The sequence below is a fragment of the Variovorax sp. CAN15 genome (assembly GCF_030462475.1).
In the GTDB taxonomy this organism is placed as follows: domain Bacteria; phylum Pseudomonadota; class Gammaproteobacteria; order Burkholderiales; family Burkholderiaceae_C; genus Variovorax.
Genome location: NZ_JASMRZ010000039.1, coordinates 1 through 23,884 on the forward strand (window position 1 = coordinate 1; position 23,884 = coordinate 23,884).

Consider the following 23,884-nt stretch of genomic DNA (forward strand, 5'->3'; position numbering starts at 1 on the left):
CACTGCGCAGGCAGGCTGCCTCGCACGACTCCCCACTGCTCGGGCGTGGCGTATTGATGGGTCTCGCACAGGTACTCTTGCAGCAGCATCGGCCGTCCGCCGGCCTCGTCCGGGCTCGGCTTTGTTCATACAGCCTGCACTGTACAAACAGCGAAGGCCCCGAAGGGCCTTTGCTTAACTGAGCGGCATTGCCCGCGAGGGTCCTTTCCTCATGGGGCTGGCCGGCGAATCAACGGCCGGTCATGTTCTCCGGCACCACCCACGCATCGAACTGCTCGGCCGTCAGGTGGCCAGAGGCGATGGCGGCTTCGCGCAGGCTCGTGCCTTCCTTGTGCGCCTTCTTCGCGATATAGGCCGACTTGTCGTAGCCGATGTGCGTGTTGAGCGCCGTCACCAGCATCAGCGAACGCTGCACCAGCTCGGTGATGCGCTCGCGGTTGGGCTCGATGCCCACCGCGCAGTGGTCGTTGAAACTCACCATGCCGTCGGCCAGCAGGCGCACGCTCTGCAGGAAGTTGTGCGCCACCATCGGACGGAACACGTTCAGCTCGAAGTTGCCCGACGCGCCGCCGATATTGATGGCCACGTCGTTGCCGAACACCTGCGCGGCCAACATCGTGACGGCTTCGCTCTGGGTCGGATTGACCTTGCCCGGCATGATCGATGAGCCCGGTTCGTTCTCGGGAATGCTCAGTTCGCCGATGCCGCTGCGCGGGCCGCTGGCGAGCCAACGCACGTCGTTGGCGATCTTGTTCATGCTGGCGGCCAGCGTCTTCAGCGCGCCGTGGGCGTGCACCATGCCGTCGATGCTGGCCATGGCCTCGAACTTGTTCGGCGCGGTCACGAACGGCAGGCCGGTGAGCTTCGCGAGTTCGGCGGCCACCTGTTCCGCATAGCCCTTGGGTGCGTTCAGGCCGGTGCCGACGGCCGTGCCGCCCAGCGCCAGTTCGCACAGGTGCGGCAGCGCGGCACGCACGTGCGCCTCGCCATGCGCGAGCTGCGCCACGTAGCCCGAGAACTCCTGGCCCAGCGTGAGCGGCGTGGCGTCCTGCAGGTGGGTGCGGCCGATCTTCACGATGTCGGCGAAGTCCTTGGACTTCTGCTCCAGCGTGCCGCGCAACTTGGCGATGGCCGGCAGCAGCTTGTGGGTGATGGCCTCGACGGCGGCCACGTGCATGGCGGTGGGGAACACGTCGTTGCTCGACTGGCTGCGGTTCACGTCGTCGTTCGGGTGCACGAGGCGGCCTTCGCCGCGCTCGCCGCCGAGGATCTCGCTGGCGCGGTTGGCCAGCACCTCGTTGACGTTCATGTTGGTCTGCGTGCCCGAGCCGGTCTGCCAGACCACCAGCGGGAACTCGCCCGGGTGCTTGCCGGCGATGACTTCGTCGGCGGCCGCCACGATGGCGTTTGTCTTCTTCTCGTCCTGCAGGCCCAGCGCGTGGTTGACCACGGCCGACGCGCGCTTGACCTGCGCCAGCGCCTTGATGATCTCGCGCGGCTGCTGCTCGCCGGAGATGTCGAAGTTCTGCAGCGAGCGCTGGGTCTGCGCACCCCACAGCTTGTCGGCCGGCACGTCGATCGGTCCGAAGGTATCGCGCTCGGCACGGGTCTTGGGGGAAGTCGTCATGAGAAAAAGCTCCGCAGGATCATGAAAGGTCGCGCCGCTTTCCGGCGCGCCCCGGAGTATCGCCCCGATGAGAGTAGCTCTCATCTGACGAGGTCATTGCGCCGCCGCCGACAGAGGCGCTCGGCCTCTCGCCTTGACCCCATCATGTCGAAAAGTTATAATCCATGACTTCTGACGACCAACAAGTCATGATGACTGCGTTGGTCAAGCCTTCACTACTCGCGGATCTCCGAATCCCGTCGCGGTGCAAGGTTCTCCCGCCGGGCCATGCCCGGCAACCCGGCCGGATTTTTCCGGCCCCATTGCCACGTCACGCTCATCCAGGCGGCGCCCCTCGACCAGGCCCGTCGCGCTGCGAATGAAGCATCCGGCGGGCACTGGCTTCGTCGCCCTGTCGTCTTCAGTGCCTGCCGGCAGCCCATGCAATGGGCTGGGGGCGTGGTCGCGTCGCTCCTGCGTGCTTTCCGGCGGGGGCGGCGATCTGTCAACCCTTCACCCAAGGAGCCCCGACGTATGGCCAAAGGAATTCTCATCGACCATGTCTTCAAGGTGTTCGGCGACGAGCCCGAACAAGCCCTGGAGCTGGTCCGGCAAGGACTTTCGAAGAAGGAGATCCTGGCGCGCACCGGCCAGTCGATCGGCGTGTTCGACGCCACCTTCGATATCCAGGCCGGAGAAATCTTCGTCATCATGGGCCTCTCGGGTTCGGGCAAGTCGACGCTGGTGCGCCTGCTGAACCGCCTGATCGAGCCGACCGCCGGTCGCATCGTGATCGATGGCGCCGACATCAACGAGTACTCCGACGCCCGCCTGCGCGCGCTGCGCCGCAAGGACATCAGCATGGTGTTCCAGTCGTTCGCGCTGATGCCGCACATGACGGTGCGCGAGAACACCGCCTTCGGCCTCGAACTCTCGGGCACCGGCAAGAGAGAGCGCCTCGCGCAGGCGGACAAGGCGCTCGCGCAGGTGGGCCTGGCGGGCTGGGGCGACAGCTACCCCGACGAGCTCTCCGGCGGCATGCAGCAGCGCGTGGGCCTGGCGCGGGCATTGGCCTCGGACCCGTCGATCCTGCTGATGGACGAGGCCTTCTCGGCGCTCGACCCGATCATCCGCACCGAGATGCAGTCGGAGCTGCTGCGCCTGCAGCAGGAGCAGCGCCGCACCATCGTCTTCATCTCGCACGACCTCGACGAGGCCATGCGCATCGGCGACCGCATCGCGATCATGAAGGACGGCCAGGTGATCCAGGTCGGCACGCCCGACGAGATCCTGCGCAGCCCCGCCAACGACTACGTGCGCAGCTTCGTGCGCGGCGTGGACGCGGCGGCCGTGTTCAAGGCCGGCGACATCGCGCGCAAGCAGCTCACCGTGGTCTGCGAGCACCCCGAGCGCGGCGCGCGCGCGGCGCTCAAGCAGTTGGAAGACCAGGACCGCGACTTCGCCTACGTGACCAGCCCCAACAGGCGCTACCTGGGCACGGTGTCGGCCGACACGCTGCGCGCCGCGCTCGACGGCCATTCCGGCCCGCTGGGCCTGCGCCACGCCTTCCTGAACGACCTCGGCACCATCGACGCCGATGCGCCCGTGGCCGGCCTCTTCGGCCAGGTGGCCCAGGCGCCGTGCGCGATGCCGGTGGTGGCGGCCGACGGCCGCTTCTGCGGCGCGATCAGCAAGACGACGCTGCTGAAGTTCCTCGACCGCGACACGCCGCCGATCGACCCGGCTCACCAGCCCCAGCAACCCGTGGCCGCCGCAACCGCAGCAACGGCCGCCTGAACGATTTCGAAGGAACAACCGATGAACGACACCGCACTGCCCTCCGAACTCGCACCGCTGAACGACGCAGCGACCGTGCTGGCGACGCCTGCCCCCGCCCCGGTCGACCCGTGGGAGGCCCTCTCCGCCGCGCCCGACGCTTCCGCGACCAGCGCCTGGCTCGACGCCCCCGCGCAGCTCGACAGCGCCCACCAGCTGGCCGGCCACGCAGATGCAGCCACCAATGGCTTCCAACTGCACCGCCTGTGGGACGGATCGCTGCCCGTCGAGTCCTGGATCAACAGCGGCCTGGGCTGGGTGGTGGAGCACTTCCGTCCCTTCTTCCAGACCGTTCGCCTGCCCATCGACAGCACGCTGAACTCGGTGCAGAGCCTGCTCACCGGCCTGCCCACGCTGGCGATGATCGCGCTGATCGGCCTGCTGGCCTGGCAGTTCGCCGGCCGCGCGCTGGCCATCGGCACCACGGTGGCGCTGCTGCTGGTGGCCATGCTGGGCATCTGGCCCGAGGCAATGGTCACGCTGTCGCTGGTGCTGACCTCGCTGGTCTTCTGCATGGTCATCGGCCTGCCGCTGGGCGTGCTGCTGGCAAGCAGCGACCGGGCCCAGCGCGTCATGCGCCCGGTGCTCGACGCGATGCAGACCACGCCGGCCTTCGTGTACCTGGTGCCGGTGGTCATGCTGTTCGGCATCGGCAACGTGCCAGGTGTGATCGTCACCATCGTCTTCGCGCTGGCACCGCTGGTGCGCCTGACCAACCTCGGCCTGCGCCAGGTGCGCCCCGACCTCATCGAGGCCGCGCGCGCCTACGGCGCCTCGCCCTGGCAGATGCTGGTAAAGGTGCAGCTGCCGCTGGCCATGCCGTCGATCATGGCGGGCATCAACCAGGCGCTGATGCTGTCGCTGTCGATGGTGGTGATCGCCTCGATGATCGCCGTGGGCGGCCTGGGCCAGATGGTGCTGCGCGGCATCGGCCGGCTCGACATGGGCCTGGCGACCGTGGGCGGCCTGGGCATCGTGCTGCTGGCGATCTCTCTGGACCGCCTGACGCAGGCCATGGGCAAGTCGCGCCGCGGCGGCGGCCGCCGCTGGTGGCACACCGGGCCGACGGGCTTCGCGCTGCGCGTGCTGCAGCGCGCCGTGGCACCGGGCCGCGCGGATGCGGAACCCACGCCCGCTCTCTCGGCACAGGCGCGATGAACGGAGGAACCATCCACATGAACAAGAAGAACCGATTCATCGCACGCGGCCTGCTGGCCCTGGCCTTCGTCGCCACCGGCTTGGCCGCGCAAGCCGCCAACGATTTGCCCGGCAAGGGCGTCACCGTGCTGCCGCTGAAGAGCTCGCTCGCCGAGGAAGCCTTCCAGACGCTGCTGGTGATGCGCGCCCTCGAAAAGCTCGGCTACACCGTCGAGCCCATGAAAGACCTGGAGCCCGCCACCGAGCACCTGGCCATCGCCAACGGCGATGCCACCTTCATGGCCAACCACTGGAGCCTGCTGCACGCCGACTTCTACAAGAACAGCGGCGGCGACGCCAAGCTGTGGCGCAAGGGCGTGTACTCCGACGGCGCGGTGCAGGGCTACCTCATCGACAGAAAGACGGCCGAGCAATACAACATCACCAACATCGCGCAGCTGAAAGACCCGGCCATCGCCAAGCTGTTCGACACCGACGGCGACGGCAAGGCCGACCTCACGGGCTGCAACCCCGGCTGGGGCTGCGAGCTGGCCATCGAGAACCACCTGACGGCCTACCAGCTGCGCGACACCGTCACCCACAGACAGGGCAGCTATGCCGCGCTGATGGCCGACACCATCGCGCACTTCAGGCAGGACAAGCCGGTGCTGTACTACACGTGGACGCCGTACTGGGTCAGCGCCGTGCTGCGCCCGGGCGCGGACGTGGTGTGGCTGCAAGTGCCCTTCTCCTCTTCGCAAGGCGATGGCGGCAATGTCGACACGAAGCTGCCCAACGGCAGGAACTACGGCTTCCAGGCCAACCAGGAGCAGATCGTCGCCAACCGGGCCTTCGTCGAGAAGAACCCCGCGGCGGGCAAACTGTTCGAGGTGATGAAGCTGCCGATCGGCGACATCAACGCCCAGAACCTGCGCATGAGCCAGGGCGCGAACACGCAGCAGGACGTGGAGCGCCACGCCGACGGGTGGATCCGGGCGCACCAGCAGCTATTCGATGGCTGGATCGAGCAGGCCCGGGCCGCGGCGCGGTAGGCGCGGCGGCTGAGATAATCGGGGGGCGTTTCACATTCCTAAAAAGCCCCCACCATGACGACCACGATCCAGCAGGCCGACCTGATCGAATCGATCAGCGCCGCGCTGCAGTACATCAGCTACTACCACCCCGCCGACTACATCTCCCACCTGGCCCGCGCCTACGAGCGCGAGCAGAGCCCCGCGGCCAAGGACGCCATCGCGCAGATCCTGACCAACAGCAAGATGAGCGCGACCGGCCAGCGCCCGATCTGCCAGGACACCGGCATCGTCAACGTGTTCCTCAAGGTGGGCATGGACGTGCGCTGGGGCGGCTTCACCGGCAGCCTGGACGACGCCATCAACGAAGGCGTGCGCCGCGGCTACAACCACCCCGACAACACGCTGCGCGCCTCGGTCGTGGCCGACCCGCAGTTCGACCGCAAGAACACCAAGGACAACACGCCCGCGGTGATCTTCACGGAGATCGTTCCAGGCGACAAACTTGAAGTCACCGTGGCCGCCAAGGGCGGTGGCAGCGAGAACAAGAGCAAGCTGGTCATGCTGAACCCCGGCGACAGCGTGGTCGACTGGGTGCTCAAGACCGTGCCCACCATGGGCGCCGGCTGGTGCCCGCCGGGCATGCTGGGCATCGGCATCGGCGGCACGGCCGAGAAGGCGGCGCTGATGGCCAAGGAAAGCCTGATGGACGACCTCGACATGCACGAGCTGCTGGCCAAGAAGAATTCGGGCGCCGAGCTGAGCAAGGTCGAGGCGCTGCGCGTCGAGCTGTACGAGAAGGTCAATGCGCTGGGCATCGGCGCGCAGGGCCTGGGCGGCCTGGCCACCGTGCTCGACGTCAAGATCCAGATGTACCCCACGCACGCGGCGAGCAAGCCCGTGGCGATGATCCCCAACTGCGCGGCCACGCGCCACGCGCACTTCACGATGGACGGCAGCGGCCCGGTCTACCTCGAAGCGCCCTCGCTCGACCTGTGGCCCGACGTGAACTGGGCGCCCGACGAGAAGAAGAGCAAGCGCGTCGACCTCGACAAGCTCACGCCCGCCGAAGTGGCGAGCTGGAAGCCGGGCGACACCCTGCTGCTCAACGGCAAGATGCTCACCGGCCGCGACGCCGCGCACAAGCGCATCCAGGGCATGCTGGCCAAGGGCGAGAAGCTGCCGGTGGACTTCACCAACCGCGTCATCTACTACGTGGGCCCGGTCGATCCGGTGAAGGACGAGGCCGTGGGCCCCGCCGGCCCCACCACCGCCACCCGGATGGACGGCTTCACCGAGATGATGCTGGCGCAGACCGGCCTGATCGCCATGATCGGCAAGGCCGAGCGCGGCCCGGTCGCCATCGAGGCCATCAAGAAGCACAAGAGCGCCTACCTCATGGCCGTGGGCGGTGCCGCCTACCTGGTCAGCAAGGCCATCAAGACCGCCAAGGTGGTGGGCTTCGAGGACCTGGGCATGGAAGCCATCTACGAATTCGACGTGGTCGACATGCCGGTGACGGTGGCGGTCGACGCCGGCGGCACCAGCGCGCACATCACCGGCCCTGCCGAGTGGCAGAAGCGCATCGCCACGGGCGAGTTCAAGACCATCATGATGGAAGAAGCCTGAGTTGAGCCCGGTAGGCGTCTTCGACAGCGGTGTCGGCGGGCTCAGCGTGCTGGCCGCGCTGAGGGCCGAACTGCCGCACGAGAACTTCGTCTACTTCGCCGACACGGCCTATGCGCCCTACGGCGAACGCGGAGACGCCTACGTGATCGAGCGCTCGCGCGCCGTGGTCGAACACCTGCTGCGCGAGCGCGGAATCAAGGCGCTGGTGGTGGCCTGCAACACGGCCACCACCGCTGCCATCCACCTGCTTCGGGCCGACCACCCCGACCTTCCGATCGTCGGGCTGGAGCCCGGTCTCAAGCCCGCCGTGGCGGCGAGCCGCACGGGGCACGTCTCGGTGCTGGCCACGCGAGGCACGCTGGCCAGCGCCAAGTACGCGGCCCTGCGCAATTCCTTTGCCGGATCGGCCGACGTCAGGCCTGTGCCCTGCGACGGCCTCGTGAAGGCCATCGAGGGCTTCGACTCGGCCGGCATCGCGGCACTGAGCGAACGCTACATGGCCGAGGCCGGCCCCTTCGGCGACGGGCACGGCGAAGTCGACACGGTCGTGCTCGGCTGCACCCACTATCCGCTGGTGAAGGACGAGCTGGGCAAGCATGCGCCGGCCACGCTGCGCTTCATAGACACGGGTGTGCCGGTCGCGCAGCAGACGCGGCGCCTGCTCGCATCGGCGGGGCGGCTCGCCGACGGCACCGGAGCCACGGGAAGCCTCTTGCTGCAGAGCAGCGGCGACGTCGCCGTGCTCGAAGCCGCGGCCGCCAAATGGCTCGGGCTGTCCAACGCCGCCACAGCCTGAACCGATCCATGCGCCTGCTGCTGCGCCACGCCGCCCTCTTCCTCCTGGGCCTTTCGGCCGCCGGCCTGAGCCACGCAGCCTGCGAAAGCGGCCTTGCCGAGCGCATGCATGCCAAGCTGCACCCCAACCGCCAGCTCGACGAGCGGCTCGCGGCCTGCAAGGTGTGGCCGGCCTTTCCGGGGCGCAGCATCGTCGTGCTGCCGATGCCGCGCGAAACCACCGACCGGGGCGCCAAGGTCTTCGACCTCGAGATCCTGCTGATCCAGCGCCCCGACAACGGCAACACCGACCGCGACACCGTCATCGGCCGGCTGCTGCAGCCCGAGGCGCTCGACGAGGACGCCACCACCTCCATACAGGACATCCGCATCGACACCTCGCGCTACGTACTCTCCCCCGAGGTGCGCGCCTTCGGCCTTCGCGTGCGCTACAGGGGCAGCAACGGGCCCGGCAGCCCGCTGGCGAGCGAAACGGTGCGGCTGTACGTGCACCACGGCAAGCAGTTGCGCCAGGTGCTGCAGGAGATCGAACTCGACCACGACCACGGCGGATGGGATTCCACGTGCACCGGCCATTTCGAGAAGCTGCGCACCATGCTGTCGGTCAGCAGGGGCCGCAGCAACGGCTTGGCCGACCTGCAGCTGTCGCGCACGCTCCTGCAAAGCCGCGCACAGGAGCAGGAAGACCAGGGCTGCGTCGAGAAGGCCCTGCCCCCGAAGTTCAACACCGTCACGCTGCGCTACGACGGCGAGCGCTTCAAGGTGCCGAAGTCGCTCCAGCAGCAAGTCCCCTGACGGGAGCCTGATCCGCGGCCTGTTTTTCACCGGGCCGTCACACAAAAGTACCAGCATGCGCGGTTTGTCAAAAAGTATTGCCGCGCACAATGAACTCCCCCTCCCAGACCCGCATTCCCTTCAAGCCCATGATGCTCGCCGGCGCACTCGCGCTGGCCTTGAGCGCCTGCGGAGGCGGCGGTGGCGGCTCGGGCCCGATCGGGTTCCTGCCGCCTGCCAGCACCACGCCGCCTCCGGCCGCCCAGCCGCCAGCACAACCGCCAGCCGCGCAGCCTGAACCCGGCCAGCTCGTTTCGAAGGCACGATTCACGCCCAATGCGGGCACGACCGAGGGTTCTTCCGACGCGTCGACCGCCATCGCGCTGCCCGACAACTTCATGATCGTGGCGGACGACGAGGCCAACGTGCTGCGCGTCTACCCGCGCGGCGGCGGCGCCGCGGTGAAGGAGTGGAGCTACGAACTCGACGGCCCCAAGCTGACCAAGGAGCTCGACCTCGAGGCCGGCACCCGCGTCGGCGACACGCTCTACTTCACCGGTTCCAACAGCAACAAGAAGGACGGTGCCGACGCGGCCTCCGACCGCTCGCACCTGTTCGCCGTCAGGGTCAGCGGCACGGGCGCGGCCACCGCCTTCGACTACGTCGGACAGTTCGCGCTGCTCGAAGCGCAGCTCGTCACCTGGGATTCCAGCAACGCGCACGGCCTCGGCGCCAATCGCTTCGGCTTCGCCGTGTCCGCCGCGGCCGGCATCGCGCCCGAGCGGGTCGACGGCTTCTCCATCGAAGGCATGACCAGCTCGCCCGGCGACACCGCGCTGTGGCTCGGCTTCCGCGCACCGCAGACGGGCACCACCGTGCGCTCCAAGGCGCTGATCGTGCCGGTTCAGAACTACGCCGCGCTGGTCGGCGGCACCGCCACGCAGGCCACCTTCGGCGCGCCCATCGAGCTGGAACTCGGCGGCCGCGGCATCCGCTCGATCGACAAGGGCACCGATGGCAACTACCTGATCGTCGCCGGCCCCGCAGGGGCTGCCAGCCCGGACGTAGACCGCAACTTCGCGCTCTTCGCGTGGGACGGCAACCCGAACAGCGCGCCGGTCGAGCTTTCGAACGACCTCGATGCGCTGCGCAAAGAAACCGGCGGCAGCTTCGAATCCGTGGTCGAGGTGCCGGGCCCGGTGAAGGCCGGCACGCAGGTCCAGCTGCTGCTGGACAACGGCGACACCAAGTGGGACGGCACGACCGCCTCGAAGGACCTGCCGCCCGCCGACCAGAAATTCGACGGCTTCGTCGTCCGCCTGGGTTCGCCCCTGGTCGACACCACCCCCCCGAAGCTGAGGAAGGCATCGCTGGCGGGCCTCGTGGGCGTGAACCTCGACGCATCGCTCACGCTGGCATTCAATGAAGCGGTGCGCCTGGGCTCGGGCAGCATCGTGCTTCACAAGGCCGACGGCAGTGTGGTCGAGACCTTCCACGCCAACAGCCCCGCCGCGCGCATGCAGGTGGCGTTCAACAAGCTGAAGCTGGTGCCGACGGCGCCGCTGGCAGCGAGCAGCGGCTACTACGTCACCATCGATGGCAATGCCATCACCGACCCGGCCGGCAACGCCTTCGCCGGCATCAACGACGCGACGACGCTGAGCTTCACCACCACTGCCGGCGCCACGACGCTCGCCACCGGCGACCTGCTCTTCATGGCCGCCAACGCCGAGGCGCCCGACGCCTACGCCTTCGTGCTGCTGAAGGCGGTGAACGGCGGCACGAAGGTGCTCTTCACCGACCGCGACCGCAAGACGGGCACGAACGAGTTCACCGGCATCACCAACGAGACGGCCTTCTTCTGGACCGCCGACCGCAACCTGCCGGCCGGCACCATCGTGACCATCCAGACCGACGTGACGGGCAATCCGATCGCGGACAAGGGCTTCACGCTCGGGTCGCCGGGCGGCATCGGCAAGTCGGAAACCGTCTACGCCATCGCGGGCGGCACCATCGCCGGGTTGGGCGACGGCGTGGCCGGACAGATCACCGCCGTCGGCGACTACCTTGCGACCATCACGCTGGGCGGCGACGCAGGCTCCATTCCCGACGCTGTCACGACAGCCGGCACGGGCATGAGCTTCAAGGTCACGCCCGCCAACCAGACCAACGCGATCTACACCGGCTCGCTCGACCGTTCGGATCTCGCCGCCTTCGCGGCCCGCGTGAAGGACCCGGCGAACTGGACGGTGCGCTACGCGCCGGAAGTCGGCTGGCCCCTGAGCAACGACAGCCTGTTCGGCGACAAGCTGCCCTGATTGCCGGCGGCTAGGAAGCGCGCAGCGCGGCCTGGCGGCCGCGCTGCATGTCGATCGGCAGCAGCAGCAACAGCCCCGCCACGAACAGCACCGTGGTCGACAGAATCGCGATGCGCTGGTTGCCGCCGGTCATCCAGGTGATGGCGCCGAAGCTCAGCGGGCCGACGATGCTCGCCAGCCGCGTTGCGAAGGTCCAGAGCCCGAAGAACTCCGCAAGCTGCTTCGGCGGCGCCAGGTAGCCCGTCATCGCGCGGCCGGCCGACTGGCTCGATCCCATGGCCAGCCCCGCGATGGTCGCGGCCCACCAGAAGCCGCCCTTGGTGGTGACCAGCGCGGCGATCACGCAGACCGCGACCCACGCGACGAGCGTGCCGGCCAGCGAGATCTTGTGGCCGATGCGGTCCTGCACGTAGCCGAAGGCGAAGGCTCCCAGCGAGGCTGCGATGTTGAGCACGAAGATCAGCACCATGGTCTCGCTCGCCACGAAGCCGATCACCTGCTCCGCATAGATGGCTGCGAGCGTGATGGCTACCGCCACGCCGCCCTGGTAGCAGACGGTGCAGGCCAGCAGCCACATGAAGTCGCGATACGCCCGTGCCTGACGGTAAGTGACGCGCAGCTGCTGCCAGGCACCGAGTCCGACATCCGCGGTTCGGGGCTGCGCGCGCTCGGGCAGCAGTGCAAAGGTGGCGCAGGCCGCGAGCCCGTAGATGGCTGCCGTGATGAGCATCGTGACCGGCACGAAGTGCGCCGCCGGCAGGCCTCTGGATTGGGACCACAGCACATAGGCCAGGCAGATGCCCAGCGCCAGCATCCCGCCCACATAGCCGAAGGCCCAGCCCCATCCGCTCACCTTGCCCATGCCTTCGGCCGTGGCCAGCTCGGGCAGGAAGGCACCCGTGAGGGACTCGCCGTAGGAATAGAAGGCGTTGGAGACGATGATCAGCGCCATCGCGAGCGCTACGCCGCCAGCACCGGTGAAGCTGGGCGTGAAGGCAAGCGCGGCCGTCGCGAAAACGCAGCCCAGCGTTGCGAGAACCAGAACCCGTTTCTTCGCCGCGCGCAGATCGGCCCAGGCACCGATGGCGGGCATCGTGAGCATCACGATGGCGTAAGAGGTACTGAGCGCGGCCGTCCACGCGAAGGCGGCCCATGGAGCACCCTTGGCGATGCCGCCCACGAAGTAGGCGGCGAATACCGCAGTGATGACGACAGTGGTGTAGCCGGAGTTGGCGAAGTCGTACATCGCCCAGCCGAACACCTCGCGCTTGCGCACGCCCGGTTGCAGCGCTGACGCGGGGAACAGGGCCATGCGCGGAGTGCCGCGGGCGGCGTCGGTCAGGTAGTCAGTGCAGGTGGCGCGGACGGCGGCCGCCGCCATGGCCACCGCCGCTGCCCCCGCTGCCCGGACCACCGGTGCCGCGCGGGCGCTTTCCGATTTCGAGCGAGTTCACGAGTGCGTCGAAACGGTCGCTGAAAAGGCGATCGATCTCGGCGACCACTCCCCCCAGCTCGGAGCCGTCGAAGTGGCGCTCCATGAGATTGACCACGTCTTCCACCAGCAGGTCGCGCTGCACCTGCATGATCGCCGCCGGGTTGGGGCCGACGAAGAGCATCAGGAAGTCGTCGCGCGACTCTTCTTCCGGATCGCCCTCTTCCTCGTCGAAGTCGGTGTCGTAGAAGGTGACCTCGATGGCTGCGCCGCGCTCGGAGAGCTCGTTCAGGCCCATGCACATTTCGTCGAGCGCCTGGCGGAAGTCTTCGTCGCCGGCCACGGTCCAGCACATCTGGAGCACGTGGTCCTTCTGCTCGTAGCGGATGCCGGGCTCCTCCTCGTAGGAACTGGTGGCGCCATCGGCCAGCGACTTGGCTCCGGCATATTTCCAGAGCGGCTTGAGCGCTTCCTGGATCTGCTCGAAGGTCACGTCCGAACGCAGCGGCACGTCGCCATGCACATGAATTTCAAATGGAGCGTTGTAGCGAGGCATCTAATGCTCCCTTTTAAGTTGGTACCCGGAACGGGGGTCGAACCCGTATGCCCCGATCAAGGAAGCGGCGGATTTTAAGCCTGAGCATGGCATCCGCACCGGACTAAGGATGGGCTTGGATGAGGCTTGCTGCAGCAGGTTTTCCCCGAGGCCAGTGCCTTCGATCATATCCCGGTGCGCGATGCAAACCGCCCCGGTTCCCCTCCGCCTGGCTCCTAGCCGGCCCCTGGAATCGGGGCCTTTCAGGAGCACCTCATGGCGAAGGTCAAACTCACCAAGTCCGTCGTTGACACATCGCAGGCTCAAACCTGCGACGTGGAACTCCGGGATACGCTCGTTCCGGGCTTCTTGTGCAAGATTACACCAACGGGCCGCAAGGTCTTCATGGTTCAGTACCGCACGAACTCCGGCGTGCGGCGCAAGCCGGCAATCGGCCAGTTCGGCGAACTGACGGTCGAACAGGCGCGATTGCTTGCGCAAGACTGGCTGGCCGAAGTCCGGCGCGGGGGCGATCCCGGACTCGACAAGGCCGAATCCCGCAAGGCGCCGACGGTCAAGGAGCTGTGCGGCCGGTTCATGGACGACCACTCCAAGCCGCACAACAAGCCCAGCACACAGGCCGGCTACCAGTACCAGATCGACAGCTTCGTCATCCCGGCCTTCGGCAGCAAGAAGGTTCACGAGGTCACACGCCACGACATCACCGCGCTGATGAAGCGCATGGAGAAGTCGCCCACCCAGGCTAACCGGGTGCTGTCGCTCGTCCGCAAGATGTTCAACCTGGCCGAGCTGTGGGGCTACCGGCCCGATGGCTCCAACCCGTGCCGCCACGTCCCCAAGTACCCGGAAAAGGGTTCGACCCGGCTCATCACCGACGACCAGATGACCAAGCTGTTCACCTATCTGGAGAAGGCCGAGGCCGAAGGCTTGGAGCATCCCACCCACCTGCTGGCAGTCCGGCTGCAATTCGAGTTCGCCGCACGCATGTCGGAAGTCCTGCTCTTGCAGTGGGATTGGCTCGACCTACCCAACGGCCGGGTGGTCTGGCCGGACAGCAAGACCGGCGATATGTCCAAGCCCTTGAGTGAGGAAGCCCGCCGGCGGCTGACCAATGCTCCTCGCTACGGCGATTCGCCCTATGTCTGCCCGGCGATCCTCGACCACAGCAAGCCCCTCAGCACCCACACCTACTATCAGGCGTGGCGGCGCATCCTTGACCGTGCCGGTGTGCCGAAGGTCGGCACTCACGGTATCCGCCACCGCTCGGCGACCGACATTGCCAATTCGGGCGTTCCCCTAAAGGTCGGCATGGCGCTGACAGCGCACAAGACCGCGGCGATGTTCATGCGCTACGTCCATACCGAGGACGATCCGGTGCGGCAAGCGGCCGAACTAGTGGCGGCCCGGCGCAAGACGATCACGGGTGCGCAACGCCAGGCGGAGGTCGAAGCATGAGAAGGAGGCCCACCCGGGAAATCCGAGACAGTGTCTCGGAAATGTGGACGCGGGCTCGCCCCTTCTCCTTGACTTCCATTCGTCTATAAACGAAAATAACAATGTACCGAATCGAGCACTACCTCTCGGCCGACGTACAGAAGGATCTCTACACCGACTGGCTGCGGCGCTTGCGTGATGCACAAGCCAAGGTGGCGGTCATCCGCCGCGTGGCCCGTATCGAGCAAGGCAACTTCGGCGACCACAAGTTTTGCCGAGATGGCGTGTGGGAGCTGCGCATCGACGCGGGGCCTGGCTATCGGGTTTATTACGGCCTAGCGGGGCAACGGTTGGTGCTGCTGCTGTGTGGTGGCGACAAGCGCACCCAGGATGCGGACATTGACCGGGCGGTGGGCTATTGGCAGGACTGGCAACGGAGAATCGACGAATGAGAGGCAAATCCCATGACGAGGCGATGGCCGAGCTGTACCGCAACGATCCGGCGCTCGCACTTGAAGTCATCAACAACATCCTGGCCGATGGCGACCAAGCCGAACTGATGACCGTGCTGCGCCAGCTTGCGCAGACAGTCGGCGGCGTGCAGGCGGTGGCCGAACAGGCTCACCTTAACCCGACGCAGCTTTACCGCACGTTGTCGCCGAAGGGCAATCCCGCCCTGAACAGCTTGACCGCCATCCTCAAGACGATGGGCCTACGCTTGGCTGTGCAGCCGCTGGCTTCTGCGCCCTCGGCGCACGCGGCTTGATGTTCGATGCCTATGGCAAGCATCGTTCATCCGATTCACTTTGAAGACTACAGCGGCGTTCAATTTGAGCGCCTTGCTTTTGCTTATCACGTTCGTACCGGCTGGCGCGACCTGATCTGGCACGGCCAATCGGGTAGCGACCAGGGACGAGACATCTTCGGAATCGAGGAGTTTGACGATCGACCTTCGCGCAAGACGATTATCCAGTGCGCTAATCGTGACATGCTGACCCTGGCGAAAGCCCGAACCGATATGGAGAAGGCTGTCGAGGCTACTGGCGGTACGCCAGATGCTTTCAAATTCATCTGTCGTGGTGCAGTCTCTGACGCCAGCAGAACACGGATCAGCGATAGCGCTGCTGCACTTGGCGTAGCGCATGTGACGATCTGGTCGAGCGTCGAGTTCGAGGAGAACCTGCGTTTGCGTGGCGAATACCTCTTGCACCGCTTCGTCCAGGGAGTCGAGTTCCCCGAAGCCGAAGCTGAGATCCGAAAATTCGTTGATGACTTCCCTGGCTTATCCGACGCCGAGGCGCTGGGTTTGATGGCTGCCGTATTCGACCGGCCTGCTTTTCGCACACCTTTTCAACAGGAAAGTTCGCTACCCGCCTTCCAGCAAGCTGTTGAGGACACCATTCGAGCACTCAACACCGGAGCGTGGAGAACACGTGAAGGCACCGAAATTCGGCGCATTCCATCGATCCATCACATCAGAGATCAGCGTGTTCGCAAGGTGCTGGCCCAGGTTGTGCGTCAAGTCGATGAACTGCGCCGCATCTTCGTCTCTCGCCTCCGAGAAGGCGAGATCCGGCATTGTGAATGCGGCAAGGCGGACTGCCCCACCTACATGCTCAGTTCTCGTGTAGCGGACGAACTGGATTGCGCCCGTGACCGCATCCTCGCTACCTTTCGCTCGGTGCATGCACCGTTCGATGTTGTCGTCCGCTAAACGCGGAGAGGTCGGCAATGGCGGCGCAAATTGACCTGTTCAGTTCTCAGCATCTTGAAGCTGCCTGCCGTGTGCTTGCAGACACCGAGCGCGGCTTGAGTGGCACACAGATTGGGAGGCTGCTGCAAGAGATGGAAGTGATCGACCCATCGCCGGGCATGACGAAGTGGAAGCGGTTGTTCAACGCGCTCGCCGAGTTGCAGAACAAGCATCAGCGAGGCAACCATCTGATTATGTTCATCAACCGCGCAATGAACCCGGTGAACTACGTGCGCGATCCTGGAACATTTGCTTGGCTGCGGGATGAACTCAATGTCGTGCTGGCGTTCTCTGGCTTCTATGTTCGCGACGATGGCAAGGTGGGATATGCCGACAAGGCGACGACGTTGGATGCAGCCCGCGCACGCGCTGGACGTCTCAAGGCGGCGCTGGAAAGCAGAGTCGTCCATGCGGAGGTCTTGAATTACTGCCGAGCCGAGCTGTTGGACGAGAACTATTTTCATGCGGTCTTCGAGGCGAGCAAGGGTGTCGCCGAGCGAATTCGCATACTGTCGGGGTTGACCGGCGATGGTGCCGACTTGGTGAACAAGGCGTTCGCGGGTCAGCAGCCAATCTTGGTCTTGGGACCACTGAGCACCGAGTCCGAAAAGAGCGAGCAGAGAGGATTTGCGAACTTGCTAATCGGTCTGTTCGGCGCCGTGCGCAATCCCTTGGCCCATGCCCCGAAGACGAATTGGCCTATGTCTGAGCAGGATGCGCTCGACATCTTGACGCTGGTTTCACTGATCCATAGAAAACTGGATGGCGTGCAGAAAGCGGCAGTGTCCTTTTCGTAGGCGTCGCAACGCCGTCCTGATCGATTGTTGTATCGTGATACGACAATCACCTGCCTCCTCTGAATAGACCGTCCCAGCCTGTTGAACGAGATTCAAATGGCTTAAAACAAGGAATCTTCATGTCGCAAGCGGCGTTCAATGTCTTCGATGCGCTGTCCGCTTGGGGCAAGACGCTTTCCAACTGGCAGCGGTGCCTGCTGGTCAAACTCGTTGGCGCCGTCGATTTCCCGGACGAGGCTTTGGATGAGGTCTACCGCGAGTACTTGATGGACCAGCAACTGGCCACCACGGAGATGCCACGCGCCACATGGGACATCGCCTTGCCCCAGATCCAAGGCGGCCCCACAACGGACTCAAGCGTAGTGACCGCCATGACCGCACTGACCGGCGTCAACGCCCTGGCGCCGGGTGAAACACTGACTTTCGGGCGCAAGCTCACTGTGATCTATGGTCCCAACGGTGCGGGCAAGTCCGGCTATGCGCGAGTGCTCAAAGCCGCATGCTTCACCCGTTCCAAGCAAACCGCGATTCTCGGCGATGTGAAGTTGGCCAAGCACAAACAACCCACGCCTAGCGCGACGTTTGCCTTCGACGACGGCTCCAACACGACATTTGTCTACAAGGAGCCTTGCCAGCGACTGCGCGACAACTTCGCGGTGTTCGACTCGACCTGCGTGCGTGTCCATCTGGATGAGCGCAATGCCTTCCAAGTCATGCCTTATCTGTTCGATGTTTTTCCCCGCATGGTGGAGGTCTTCGGAAAGCTCCAGCGCAAGCTGCGCGATGACATCGCTCTACGTTCCCACGCTACGGACAAGTTCGCGATTCCAGGCAGCACGTCCGAAGTCGCTTCGCTGCTGATCACCCTGACGGCACAGACGGACCTCGTTGGCTTGCAGGCATTGGCCGCCTTCGRCGACGAGGAGCGCGCGCGCCTGGAATCGGTTGTCCAGCAACTCGCGACACTCAGGACCACCGATCCCAAGGAGATCATTCGCCAGAATGAGCAGCGCATCATCGATCTGGACGCACTGAAAGCATCGATCTCAGGTTTGCACATGGCTGTATCGCCTGCAGTCGCGGAACAGATCACCAATGCCGTCAAGCAGATTCAGACGCTGACGGAAAAGGCGTCAGCGCTCTCAGCGGCACAGTTGGGCGAGGAGCCGGTGCAGCCCATCGGCACAGCAGCATGGCGTGACCTGCTGGCTGCGGCCATTGCTTACAACGCCGAAGCCTATCCTGACGAGGCGTTTCCACCGAAGGCGGATGCGGCCCGATGCGTGCTTTGCCATCAGGTTCTCGACGAAGACGGCATTGCACGATTGACCCGCTTCTATCAGTTCGCAACCAGTGGTGTCGAAGCGCAGCTTGGCCAGGCCAAGACAACGCTCGCAGGGTATGGCACGAAGTTGTCGAAGATCAGTCTCGCCTTCTTCGACGAGGGCAGTGTCGCGCGCCGGACCTTGACCGAGGTGGATGCCGCAATGGCCGCGGCGGTTTCCAGTCATGTCGAAGGCTATCGGGAAGTCATCGGAGCATTGGCGCGGGCGGTTGCCGGTGCCTTCGACCCTGGCTTGAGCATGTTGGACCATGACCCGGTCTCGGTACGCATCACGGAGTTGGTTGAGCGCCTGAAATCCGACAACGATGCCTTGCGACAGAAGGACCCCAAGGTACTGATGGGGTCGTTGATGGCAGAGGAGCGATTGTTACTCGATCGCCAGGTGCTCTCCGGCCAGTACGATGCCATCGCTGCGGCGGTGGCAGACCTCAAATGGGTGGTGAAGGCCAATTCGTGCATCCGCGGCTTTGCCGTATCCCAACGCGAAGTGACCAGCAAGCAGAAAGCGCTGGCCACAGAACTGGTGGCGCAGGGCTTCATCGCGCGATTCACGGAGAACTGCGCCGCCCTGCAGCTCAAGCTGCCGGTGCAATTCCGCTTCGCGGGCGATGCTGGAACGACTGATCGCAAAATCGAGATTGCCAACGCCAGCGTGGCCGGCATCGACCCGTCTTCGGTGCTGAGCGAGGGCGAACAGACCGCCGCGGCATTGGCCGACTTTCTCACTGAAGTGGAACTCAACGGTTCCTGTTTGGGCGTGGTGTTCGATGACCCCGTGACCTCGATGGACCATGTACGCAAAGAGGCGATCGCACAACGCCTGGTGGACGAAGCCGCCAAGCGGCAGGTGATCGTCTTTACGCACGACATCCTGTTTACGAACTATCTGGCGACGGCTGCGGTGGAAAAGGGTGTCGATTTCGCGGGCCGGACCGTGTGGCGTGGCGAGGCCGAAGAGCCAGGTGTCATCGACAGCCTGGCCTTCCCTCACGAACATTACGAAGGTGCTGCACACGATCGCGCACGAAAGCACCTTGACGTCGCCCGCACGCTGGATGGCGACAAGCAGCGCGACAGCCTGGAGAAGGCGTGTGGCAGCCTGCGTACCGCCTATGAGGACTTCATTCAGCGAAAGCTGTTCGGCAATGTCGTGCGCCGCTGGCGGGAGAACATCACCTTCACCCTCAGTCAGGTGTATTTTGATGAAGGCATTGCTGCACAGGTTCACACGCGCATGGTGATGTTATCCCGATACATCGATGCTCACTCCCACTCGCCAGACTTCCACGAAGTGCCGTTGACGATTGATTTCGTGGTTGACGAATTGGCACAGATGGACCGCATCAAGGCTGAGTACAACACAGCGCGCAAGGCATGGGAGAAAGCCAAGCCCCAGGCGGCGACCTTTAGCTGATCCGGACTTCAATGGCAAAGCCCACGATTGTTCTCGACAAGAACTACCTGCAAGGATCGACGGCGGCGCACATGCTGCAACTCGCGCAGTCGCACCAGTTGCTGATGGCCGACGTACTTTTCTACGAGTTGATCTCGTCGTCCGAACCGGGACGCTCGCGCTGCTTCGCCAAGTTTCCCAAGATCGAGAACCCGGTGATCTTGGTCAATCACGTAGGGGCGCTGCTGAAACAGGAGATAGAGTCGCACGAAGCCTGCGGCAAGCCCTCTACGCGGTACGAGGATATCCGCTTCCAATTCAACGAGGCGCTGACCGGCGCGAACTACGCGCTGCCGCCTTCGGCGGCTGAGGCGCTTCAGGAGCAGACGGCGGAACTTCGTGAAGATGTCGAACGATTTCTTGACCKGGTGCGCTTGATTCCGACCCTAATCCCAAATCTTCTGGAAGGCACCAGCGCGGAGCGACAGTCACTGCGGGAGGCCGCCGAGGAGGTCATCGCGACCAATACCGATGCAATGTTGAAGTTCTACGGGAGCCTGGAAGTCCCTTCGGGCGAACTTCCACTACCGCCTGCCACGATCATGACCCGGGATTGGGCACTATTTCGTTGGCAGCAGGTCCAGTTGCTTTTCGCGCTGGACGCATATTGTCGTTATGGTGGACGTGTTCCCGACACACTGAGCGGAAAAGCCTACGAGAAAATCGAGCACGATGTTCTCGACGCGCACTACCTCCTGTTGGGAACACTGGAAGGATCGTTCGCCACGCGAGAAAAGAAACTGCAGCGGTGGTTTGGTCTGCTTTGTCCCGACGGCCAGCTCTATTCCTAGCCAGTGGCCTTGCGCAGGCATCTTTTCAGATCGTCGGGTAGACCACCTTCTCGTTGTGATCGCTGAAATCGTCGCTCCACGTCAGCTTGATGGAGTGCTTGCTTTTGCTACCCAGTGATATGGACGCAATCAATTCCACCGACTGGAGCGTGTCCAGTGTCTCTAGCGGAAATTTCGAGTCGATGTCCGATTGAACCAGGCAGTCGTTGCCATCGGGAAACGACAGCGACACGTTGCGCGCGGCCGATTTCCCCTTGTTCCAGATTTTCAGCCGTCGGTTGTTGCTGCCGATCTTGATGAACGTCGCGCCGAGGTCCGCTTTCTTAATGTTGAGGATTTCAGTGGCTTCTTTTTCCAGAAGTAGCTTGTTCAGTCGATCCTGGCTCTCAATCAACTTGTTCTGTTTCTGATTGAATCTGAACGTCGTCCAAGTGGCGTACGCGGACAGCAAAAGAGCGCCTATGGCGATGGCATCACCAACACTGATTGGGAAGGGCATCATCGGATCTTGATGTTCTTGCTGCCGCGGAATGCCCTCTTCAGCGATTCGTGCAGTTCCTTCTGAAGATCTTTGACGACGGCTTTCCCGATCTCCTTGGCATGCGCTTGCACGTTCTCATCGTTGGCTCGGATGAGATCATCCTTGGAAATCTGCAACCCACAGTTGCCGCAGGTGAACAGTTCGCTCGTCTGCCCATCAGCGCCGTCGTGTGAAAACTCAGTGCCACCGCACGTTGGGCAATTCAGACAGACCGACCGGTTGTACTTGTCCGCTTTGAACGTCATGCCGTATCTCCGATCGTGTCAACGCTGTGAGCCGTGAATGATCGCAGCGAAGAAAAGAATAGCATCGCTGCACGGGGATCTTTCGTCGACGCGATGCCTATTTATTCTATCTGACAGTCTTCATTGCGTCCCGGCGTGCCGCCGCCGGGTTCGAGGGCTGCGCCCCGCGCTTCGTGCCGAATCGCGGCCATTCGGCTTTGCCCCCTGACGCCTCCGGCCCTTTCGAGCCTGCGCGTTCCGCTTGCCCTAAAAGCCGAGTGTGTGCAGCGGGCGGGTGTGGGCAGTCTTGCTGTTCCCTTCACCGTATCACGGCGTTCTCGCCGTCAAGGGCGGCGCGCGCCATGCGCGCTTGCGTCCTGTCGGCCGTCTGCGACCCCTGACTGCTTGCGCTGCGCCGTGCCCCGGAAGGGTCGGGCAATTCCGCCCGGCATCCTTGCAGGAGTTCACCATGAACAACGCACTCATCACTGACGAGCAGCGCATCGTACTGCTGGCCAACGGCCGCGAATCCTTGGAGAACCCGGACTTTGATCCGGCCCCCGTGGTCAAGCTGTTCACGCCGGACGCCGGCGCGACCTGGCTGCTGACCGAGATTGATCCTGACGACCACGACCACGCTTTTGGTCTTTGCGACCTGGGCCTGGGGGCGCCGGAAATCGGCTGGGTCAGCCTGGGCGAGTTGGCGATCGTGCGCGGCGGGCTGGGCTTGCCGATCGAGCGCGACCTGTCTTTCCGCGCTGAGAAGCGGTTGAGCGCCTACGCGCGCGAGGCGCGGCTGAGCGGGCGGATAGCTGTCTGACTCGGCCTTGGGCGGATGGCCCAGCAGCGCATCCCGTATCGGGATGCGCTTACTGCATCGTCAGCGAGGCCAGTCGTCGCTACGAACGCCTTCAAAGAAGCCAGGGCCGACTTCGATACGCAGTGAAGAGTGACGGCGCAAGATCTTCTGCGCTATCTCGGGCGATGCGTAGTCCGTGAAGTCGAGGAGGTAGCCGTAGACCATTTCACCGCTACTGCCGTCCAACTCCATTGCTTCTACATCGGCGAGATTGCCAACCTCATGCAGTTCGAGGCCCAGCAGTTCGGCATAGGATTGCGATACGCTGCGCGGCGGTGGCTCGCCGTCGTGGTCGTCATCCCCCCAGTTCGTATCGAGTTCCGCTTTGGTGACTTGGCAGTCCACTGACCCAAAGCACTGGCTGCCCAATCGCTCCACGCTCAAAGTGCCCTCCACATTCACGATGTGGCCCGCGTAGGGACGCTCAGTGTCGATGCCCAAGCCAACATGGCCATCCAGGTCGATTTCCAGCGAGCTGCCAACGGGGACGTTTTCAGACTCAACCTCGAAATCGAAATAGACCTCATCAATGCCATCGTAATTGGCGTTGGCCATCTCGCTGTTCACGTCATCGTCTTCGATGACCACCTGATCCACATGCTCACGCAGATAGTTATCGAAGCCTGCGTGAGAGGCGTGAATGTGTGTGTGGGGTGCTCGTTCCTTGAAGGCTGCGTCGATCAGCTCATGCAGTTGGCTTGGCGCGGGGGCTGCGCCAAGTTCGCTGGCGCGCCTATCGAGCGAGTCGTAGTCGAGTACAACGTGGTAGACATTGCTCAAGTCTTTGGGTTCGAGTGCGGCTACCTGGGCGGCCTGGTAGGCGGCAAGGCTCTTGTAGCCGAGTGCAGCAACAATGATTTGCTGCGCATGGCCAAGCTGCACAGGGGCGGCCACAGAAACGCTGTTCTTGCGAACAGAATGGGCAAGGTCGGAAATGCCGATGGGCATACGATTCTCCTGATTTCAGCGCAGGCCAATCGAGCGATTACTTGGCCTACGCCCAGGCGATATCGCATGGTGGTGGCAAGAAATACGGGGGGAAAGCAGAACGCAGTCTTGATTGAGCCGCTCGAAGCTCAGGCGGACAGGGCCTTGCCCACATTGTCCGCGAAAAATCCGCCGAAGACAAATCCCGCGATGCCCAAACTGCATGGGCGTCCCCGGCCACCTGGGAGATGGCCGGTCGCGCTGTCGTGCTGCGCATCGAGCCGCCTGCGGCGTCTCGCCCCTGACGGGCTTCCATCGTTCCCTCGCTCCGCTCGGCTGACGCCTCCGGCCCGGCTTCCAGCTTCGGGCCTGCGCGCTTCGCTTGCCGTGCGGTCGGCGTGTGGGGAAGGCCGTTGCCTTGTCCAGCCGTCTCCCCTGACTTCATCACCTTCACCGCGACTGTAGCCCGCGCCCGTGTGCCGTCAAGGCGCGCAGGGCCGTGTCCTCGGCTGCGCCTGCGGGCCGCACCAACCCTGCGCTTGCCTCCTTGACGGCGCCCGTTCGCGCGCTCCTGACCGTCGCGGGCGATGAACTCAGGAAAGACGGTGGCAACAGGGCCAACCGGGTTCCTCGTGCCGACCGCACC

21 protein-coding genes are annotated in these 23,884 nt (G+C 64.4%); 15 read left to right on the top strand and 6 right to left on the bottom strand.

What is annotated here, in order from left to right; all coding sequences use genetic code 11:
- Window positions 1-229 precede the first annotated feature (229 nt).
- Window positions 230-1,627 (bottom strand): class II fumarate hydratase, encoded by a 1,398-nt coding sequence (fumC, locus tag QMO14_RS21105; RefSeq protein WP_301509529.1) that lies wholly within the window; start codon window positions 1,625-1,627, stop codon window positions 230-232.
- Between the two features lie 513 nt (window positions 1,628-2,140).
- Here fumC and proV point away from each other — a divergent pair.
- The 7 genes from proV to QMO14_RS21140 all read left to right on the top strand — a co-directional run bounded on the left by proV (window position 2,141) and on the right by QMO14_RS21140 (window position 11,126).
- Window positions 2,141-3,403: a glycine betaine/L-proline ABC transporter ATP-binding protein ProV gene (gene proV, locus QMO14_RS21110; protein WP_301509531.1), complete on the top strand. Its 1,263-nt coding sequence runs from the start codon at window positions 2,141-2,143 to the stop codon at window positions 3,401-3,403.
- 21 nt (window positions 3,404-3,424) lie between these two features.
- Window positions 3,425-4,600: a glycine betaine/L-proline ABC transporter permease ProW gene (gene proW, locus QMO14_RS21115; protein ID WP_301509532.1), complete on the top strand. Its 1,176-nt coding sequence runs from the start codon at window positions 3,425-3,427 to the stop codon at window positions 4,598-4,600.
- Window positions 4,601-4,617: 17 nt separating this feature from the next.
- Window positions 4,618-5,631: a glycine betaine/L-proline ABC transporter substrate-binding protein ProX gene (proX, locus tag QMO14_RS21120; protein ID WP_301509533.1), complete on the top strand. Its 1,014-nt coding sequence runs from the start codon at window positions 4,618-4,620 to the stop codon at window positions 5,629-5,631.
- Window positions 5,632-5,685: 54 nt separating this feature from the next.
- Window positions 5,686-7,239, top strand: coding sequence for a fumarate hydratase (locus QMO14_RS21125; protein WP_093202564.1), 1,554 nt, complete (start codon window positions 5,686-5,688; stop codon window positions 7,237-7,239).
- A 1-nt stretch (window position 7,240) separates the two neighbouring features.
- Window positions 7,241-8,035: a glutamate racemase gene (murI, locus tag QMO14_RS21130; protein ID WP_301509536.1), complete on the top strand. Its 795-nt coding sequence runs from the start codon at window positions 7,241-7,243 to the stop codon at window positions 8,033-8,035.
- Between the two features lie 8 nt (window positions 8,036-8,043).
- A complete protein-coding gene (locus QMO14_RS21135) occupies window positions 8,044-8,829 on the top strand; it encodes a hypothetical protein (protein ID WP_301509538.1) in 786 nt (261 codons plus the stop codon).
- A gap of 89 nt (window positions 8,830-8,918) precedes the next feature.
- Window positions 8,919-11,126 carry an Ig-like domain-containing protein gene (locus tag QMO14_RS21140; protein ID WP_301509540.1) on the top strand — a complete coding sequence of 736 codons (2,208 nt, stop codon included), beginning with the start codon at window positions 8,919-8,921 and terminating at the stop codon, window positions 11,124-11,126.
- A gap of 10 nt (window positions 11,127-11,136) precedes the next feature.
- On the opposite strand, the gene QMO14_RS21145 is transcribed toward QMO14_RS21140, so the two are convergent.
- Window positions 11,137-12,438: an MFS transporter gene (locus QMO14_RS21145; RefSeq protein ID WP_301509575.1), complete on the bottom strand. Its 1,302-nt coding sequence runs from the start codon at window positions 12,436-12,438 to the stop codon at window positions 11,137-11,139.
- A gap of 34 nt (window positions 12,439-12,472) precedes the next feature.
- On the bottom strand, window positions 12,473-13,114 hold the full coding sequence (locus QMO14_RS21150) for a DUF6806 family protein (protein WP_301509542.1): 642 nt from the start codon (window positions 13,112-13,114) through the stop codon (window positions 12,473-12,475).
- Window positions 13,115-13,369: 255 nt separating this feature from the next.
- Here QMO14_RS21150 and QMO14_RS21155 point away from each other — a divergent pair, with 255 nt between their 5' ends.
- From QMO14_RS21155 to QMO14_RS21185, 7 genes are all read left to right on the top strand, one after another.
- Window positions 13,370-14,569: a site-specific integrase gene (locus QMO14_RS21155; RefSeq protein WP_056581584.1), complete on the top strand. Its 1,200-nt coding sequence runs from the start codon at window positions 13,370-13,372 to the stop codon at window positions 14,567-14,569.
- A gap of 101 nt (window positions 14,570-14,670) precedes the next feature.
- A complete protein-coding gene (locus tag QMO14_RS21160) occupies window positions 14,671-15,000 on the top strand; it encodes a type II toxin-antitoxin system RelE/ParE family toxin (RefSeq protein ID WP_198149213.1) in 330 nt (109 codons plus the stop codon).
- The gene (locus tag QMO14_RS21165) at window positions 14,997-15,314 is read left to right on the top strand and encodes a DNA-binding protein (RefSeq protein WP_056581600.1); all 318 of its coding nucleotides are present in this window, start codon (window positions 14,997-14,999) and stop codon (window positions 15,312-15,314) included. Before QMO14_RS21160 ends, QMO14_RS21165 begins: the two co-directional genes overlap by 4 nt.
- A 12-nt stretch (window positions 15,315-15,326) precedes the next feature.
- Window positions 15,327-16,262, top strand: coding sequence for a hypothetical protein (locus tag QMO14_RS21170; protein WP_056581602.1), 936 nt, complete (start codon window positions 15,327-15,329; stop codon window positions 16,260-16,262).
- A gap of 17 nt (window positions 16,263-16,279) precedes the next feature.
- Window positions 16,280-17,098, top strand: coding sequence for a TIGR02391 family protein (locus QMO14_RS21175; protein ID WP_056581607.1), 819 nt, complete (start codon window positions 16,280-16,282; stop codon window positions 17,096-17,098).
- A gap of 119 nt (window positions 17,099-17,217) precedes the next feature.
- Window positions 17,218-19,857 (top strand): AAA family ATPase, encoded by a 2,640-nt coding sequence (locus QMO14_RS21180; RefSeq protein WP_301509544.1) that lies wholly within the window; start codon window positions 17,218-17,220, stop codon window positions 19,855-19,857.
- Window positions 19,858-19,868: 11 nt separating this feature from the next.
- Complete coding sequence (locus QMO14_RS21185; RefSeq protein ID WP_301509545.1) at window positions 19,869-20,687, top strand: hypothetical protein; 819 nt, start codon at window positions 19,869-19,871, stop codon at window positions 20,685-20,687.
- A gap of 25 nt (window positions 20,688-20,712) precedes the next feature.
- On the opposite strand, the gene QMO14_RS21190 is transcribed toward QMO14_RS21185, so the two are convergent.
- The gene (locus QMO14_RS21190; protein ID WP_056582600.1) at window positions 20,713-21,186 is read right to left on the bottom strand and encodes a hypothetical protein; all 474 of its coding nucleotides are present in this window, start codon (window positions 21,184-21,186) and stop codon (window positions 20,713-20,715) included.
- A complete protein-coding gene (locus tag QMO14_RS21195; RefSeq protein ID WP_082548881.1) occupies window positions 21,186-21,473 on the bottom strand; it encodes a hypothetical protein in 288 nt (95 codons plus the stop codon). Before QMO14_RS21195 ends, QMO14_RS21190 begins: the two co-directional genes overlap by 1 nt.
- A 448-nt stretch (window positions 21,474-21,921) precedes the next feature.
- Between QMO14_RS21195 and QMO14_RS21200 the strand changes: the two genes are divergently transcribed.
- Entirely contained in the window at window positions 21,922-22,272 is a 351-nt protein-coding gene (locus tag QMO14_RS21200; protein WP_056582602.1) for a DUF2958 domain-containing protein, read from the top strand.
- A gap of 60 nt (window positions 22,273-22,332) precedes the next feature.
- Here QMO14_RS21200 and QMO14_RS21205 read toward each other — a convergent pair whose 3' ends face one another.
- Window positions 22,333-23,259 (bottom strand): hypothetical protein, encoded by a 927-nt coding sequence (locus tag QMO14_RS21205; RefSeq protein ID WP_056581617.1) that lies wholly within the window; start codon window positions 23,257-23,259, stop codon window positions 22,333-22,335.
- Window positions 23,260-23,884: the final 625 nt, after the last annotated feature.